The sequence below is a fragment of the Dyadobacter sp. genome (assembly GCF_051859145.1).
Classification (GTDB): domain Bacteria; phylum Bacteroidota; class Bacteroidia; order Cytophagales; family Spirosomataceae; genus Dyadobacter.
This window is the reverse complement of sequence record NZ_JBHYGF010000361.1, coordinates 1-4,305: the sequence shown is the minus strand read 5'-3', so window position 1 is coordinate 4,305 and position 4,305 is coordinate 1. Positions and strand designations below refer to the sequence as shown.

Here is a 4,305-nt window from a genome sequence, read left to right as displayed (position 1 = left end):
GGTCTGGAGGCGCCAACTGGATGTCTATGTAGCCGAGCCCGAAAAGCCGGAAGTAAAACTGGGAGCTGGCCGTACCCCTGTAATTTTGCAAACTGGTAAAGGGCATGCAATTGCCTGGCAACAGGATGGAGCTATTCGGTTTCGCAGCGCTAACGGGCAAAAAACCGTTTCGATAGGTAAGGGTCAATATCCCAAGCTTGCCCTGATGGCTGATAAAAAAACCTCACTTTGTGTTTTTGAACGTGATGGACAGATTTTGGTGAAACCGATTGTATTGTAAATTTTGATAGTAGAGAATACTATGGCATACTTATTGAGCAGTATTCCATTATAAATTTAACCACCGAGAACAATGAAAAAATTACTTGCCTTAATGGTAGCAATTCTTTTTTCCTTTAGTGTATATGCACAGGATAAAGAAAAGAAAATGGATAAGATGCATGCATCTATGAAAGATTGCGTAATGATGCACGATGGAAAGATGATGGTTATGAAAGGCGGTGAGATGACTGCGATGACCGAAGATATGACGTTGAAAAACGGAACAATGATTATGAAAGACGGCACCGTAATGATGAAAGACGGTACCAATAAGCCCCTTAAAGAAGGAGAAATGGTCGATATGGACGGAAAAATGGGAAAAATGGATAAGATGGACATGGACATGAAAAAACACAAGCCCAAAAAATCGGGTACTAAGTAAAGGCCTGTTCTTCTAAATATAAAATGCCCTGTTAAACACTTACTTATGTGTATATAACGGGGCATTTTTTGCAATCCTGCTCATGATTTTGTGGCTATCACCAAATTTGCAGATAGAATCACAATGTTTTCTGAGTTCAGAAAATAAAATGTATTTGAATAAAACATTGTTGCTTTTAACAAAGGGACGTGACAATTGCAGGCACACATCCTTTTCGCGGTGGTCTGGTACGATCAGATAAAATGTCTCATCCCCACTTGCTATAGTATATGACAAATCCGTCAACCGTAAAATCCCGGAGTATATAGAAGTGCTTTTCTCCACTTCAAAGGCTGCCATCACCTTGCCTGTTCCCTTTTCAAACCAGAGTACATCAATTAATTTTATAGTACTTCGAGTTTCGATATCACAATTTATTTGAGGAAAGTTGCCTTGGCATAAAAAAGAAAATTTATGACCATCAAAGCTTCTTGATTGATCATTAGTTGCCGGAAAAGCGTCGTAGCCCAATGCTTGTCCAATTTTAAGGAGATGATACTGCATTTCTGTATGCAAATTGTCGTCCTGACGTTCTGCTAGAAGCTGGGATTGCCGCTTTTCAATGAGTTTTTCCAGTTTTTGACGTTCTTCCGCTGAAAAATACCCTTCCATCCCCAAGCTCATCTTCTGGGTACCAATCTCAAATAATAATCCTGAGAATGCTCCTAAGTCTGTTGACAGTTCACGACAGTACTCCTTATTTGCTTTAAGTATAACCTCGCGAATTTTAAGGAATTCAGACCATGACCCGAGCTTTTTTTTATCTTTATACAGATAATTAAATCCATTTAGGATGGCAGTATTAAAGGGTGGGATAAGTGTAGGATGTAAAAAATATAGAATATTAGCGACAGAAGGACCTAACCCCTTAATTTTTAGTGCATCTAAACGAATAATCTCCCGAAGTAATTGCTCCTCTTTGGTCGCAATCAGGCAGTTTTCCAAAAACTGGCCAAAAGCCTTTTTATTAGCCTGATTCTCGTAGATATCTGGTATCCTGAGTTTAGGCTTCCAATAGAATGGATGTGAAGCTCCTTCGAAAACCTGCTTTTGCTCAGTAATGCAGTTTAAAACAAATTCAAGCGAGGATTCCCGAAAATCGTTTGGAAATTTCCCTTGTTTGATGTCTGCCACTATTTGCTGTACACCCCGACGTATAGAACGGAATGCCTTCAAACGTTCTTCATTGTTTATGAACCAGGTCTGATAGACCGATTCTGGATCAGTTTTATATTGATTAATAATGTCGATCATGTATATGTCTTCTCACGGCAGTTCAAGTGTTATGCAAATTAAGGTTTGATAAGCTGGCAATCAAATATTCTGCTTGAAAGCACCACCTTTGTAGTGACAAAGCCCTAAGCTAGATTCATCTTTAAAAAAGCGGAAAGATTATTATACAGATTAGCATGGCCAGCAGCGAGCTAAGGTGGGGGCTTTTTCTCCCATTTGTGTTTTATCCAGCGTACGCGGAAACGGTCGTTAAATGAACACTTGTATAGACCAGGTTTATTTGCAAAATTATTTCACAATCGAATTGCAAATGATGTTTTTGCTTCAAGAAGCTGGCTCAGCGACTAGGTTAAAATGTAATTGTATGCACTAGCGTGTTAGAAGCATTCAGATTTTCACTTTTGAAAAAACATACATTGTTTCGGTTGCGATCTGTTTGCAGCGTTCATCATATTTGGCTGTCTCCTGCGCGCTGCCATCAAAGGCTTTCGGGTCATCATAAGGAACAGCAACCCTGGCAGCTGCTCCTTTTACTACAGGGCAAGCTTCATCAGCCTGCGAACAGGTCATGATAGCGCAAAAATTACTTTGAGGGTTGCTAACGTCATCATACTTCTTTGAAAATGCCTTCATAGGTTCAGTATCCGGTCCGTAGCTTACATGATAGACCGGGTTTTTGCCTTCTGATGTTTTCGTTACATCAAAACCGGCCCGCTTGCAAGCAGCAACTGCCCGCTCATTGAATGCACTGGCCTCAGTGCCACCAGAGTATGTTTTAACATTAGGAATATCGTAATATGCAGCAGCGGTAGCAGCCCAAATTTGGCCGAAATGACTGCGGCGGGAATTGTGCGTACAGATGTATGTGAGCTGCACTGGCTGGCCAGCTTTGACCTGCTTTTGGATAAATACAGCGATTTTGTCAAGCTCTTCTCTTCGGTCTTCTGGAATTTTTGAGAAGTCGTCTTCAATCGTGTTGATGTAGGAAGAGAGCTTTGGGTTTAGTGCTTTTTTGTTGTCTAAGTTGCTAGCTGGCATGATTGCGGCAGTGGTAAAAACGGTTATCAGTAATAGATTAATCAAGTTCATATTTATCAGGTAAGTTGTAGCCAATCGTAAAGATACGATAGAATTTAGCAGACAAAAAATATTTATCGTAATATTGCAATTAATAGAATGCTATCTATATTTGCAGCATGGGAGTAACTAAAACCGAAATATTCACAGAGCAGCAGAACCGTATCGCGGATCTGGCAAAGGCATTTTCGCACCCGGCCAGGGTTGCGATTCTGCAACTACTGGTTGCCAGAAAATCATGCGTTTGCGGTGATTTAGTGGATGAGCTCGAATTAGCCCAGGCGACCGTATCCCAGCATTTGAAGGAGCTCAAAAGGATCGGCATTATTCACGGTGAAATCAATCCACCAAGGGTATGTTATTGCATTAACCCGGTCGTGTGGTCAGAAGCGCAGAAAACATTTGGCTTACTGCTGGATACATTTGCCCTTACTGAATCCTGCTGCAATTAGCAGGACATTTTTTTGAACATATCAATCGTAATAATACATTTAACCAATAAGAACCATGAGCCAATTGAATCCGATGAGCTGGGGTGATTTCAAAAATACCCTTAAACAAAATCCAGATCTGCACCTGCAATTCCGATATGAAGAAGGCAAGTTTGTAGACAGCTCTTACCACATTACCGAGATTAAACAAGCACCCATCGTTTCGGTTGATTGCGGCGGGGTTATGAACAGCTGGACAGAAGTGATCGTGCAGCTTTGGGAACCCTCAGAGAAAGAAGTAGACCGTTCAATGAAAGTTGACAAAGCGCTGAAAATTGTTGACCTGGTTGAAAAATCCCTTCCCCTGAACCCCAATGCAACCGTTAAAATTGAGTTCGGCAATTCCAAGTTTGATACACGCCAGATGTACCCCGGAGAGTTTGCTTCCGATGGTGAAACATTCACTGTTAACCTGGTCCCGGACTTCACCCAATGCAAAGCACTTACCCGTAACCAAAGCTGCGGCACGTCGCCCGCCGAAGCATCGTGCTGCGCACCTTCGCCTGTTAAACAGGAACTGGAACTGGTCACCTCTGATGGTGACAGCTGCAAGCCTGGCTCTGGGTGCTGCTAATCAAAACAACCAGCTATGAAACTACAAATTGATAAAGCAGGGCCAGCAGACAGAGAACTAGTAACCAGCCTGCTGAAAGAAGCAGACCTTCTTACTGATGACTTGCCTACTGGTTTAGAACATTTCATTTTAGCCAGAAACGAAGGAGCACTTGTTGGTGTCGCCGGAATGGAGCTGTTTGAACAAGT

At 41.8% G+C, this 4,305-nt stretch carries 5 protein-coding genes and 1 pseudogene; 4 read left to right on the top strand and 2 right to left on the bottom strand.

Going from position 1 to position 4,305, the window contains the following annotated elements:
• Positions 1-280, top strand: a pseudogene (locus tag ACTIE6_RS18995) (hypothetical protein); the annotation flags it as partial.
• A 72-nt stretch (positions 281-352) separates the two neighbouring features.
• Positions 353-703, top strand: a complete 351-nt coding sequence (locus ACTIE6_RS18990; RefSeq protein ID WP_439558143.1) for a DUF6799 domain-containing protein — start codon at positions 353-355, stop codon at positions 701-703.
• A gap of 39 nt (positions 704-742) precedes the next feature.
• Here ACTIE6_RS18990 and ACTIE6_RS18985 read toward each other — a convergent pair whose 3' ends face one another.
• Both ACTIE6_RS18985 and ACTIE6_RS18980 read right to left on the bottom strand, forming a co-directional pair.
• On the bottom strand, positions 743-1,996 hold the full coding sequence (locus tag ACTIE6_RS18985; RefSeq protein ID WP_439558142.1) for a hypothetical protein: 1,254 nt from the start codon (positions 1,994-1,996) through the stop codon (positions 743-745).
• 366 nt (positions 1,997-2,362) lie between these two features.
• The gene (locus ACTIE6_RS18980; protein WP_439558141.1) at positions 2,363-3,064 is read right to left on the bottom strand and encodes a protein-tyrosine-phosphatase; all 702 of its coding nucleotides are present in this window, start codon (positions 3,062-3,064) and stop codon (positions 2,363-2,365) included.
• Between the two features lie 107 nt (positions 3,065-3,171).
• Between ACTIE6_RS18980 and ACTIE6_RS18975 the strand changes: the two genes are divergently transcribed.
• Complete coding sequence (locus ACTIE6_RS18975; protein ID WP_439558140.1) at positions 3,172-3,504, top strand: ArsR/SmtB family transcription factor; 333 nt, start codon at positions 3,172-3,174, stop codon at positions 3,502-3,504.
• A gap of 55 nt (positions 3,505-3,559) precedes the next feature.
• A complete protein-coding gene (locus ACTIE6_RS18970; RefSeq protein WP_439558139.1) occupies positions 3,560-4,117 on the top strand; it encodes a DUF6428 family protein in 558 nt (185 codons plus the stop codon).
• Positions 4,118-4,305: the final 188 nt, after the last annotated feature.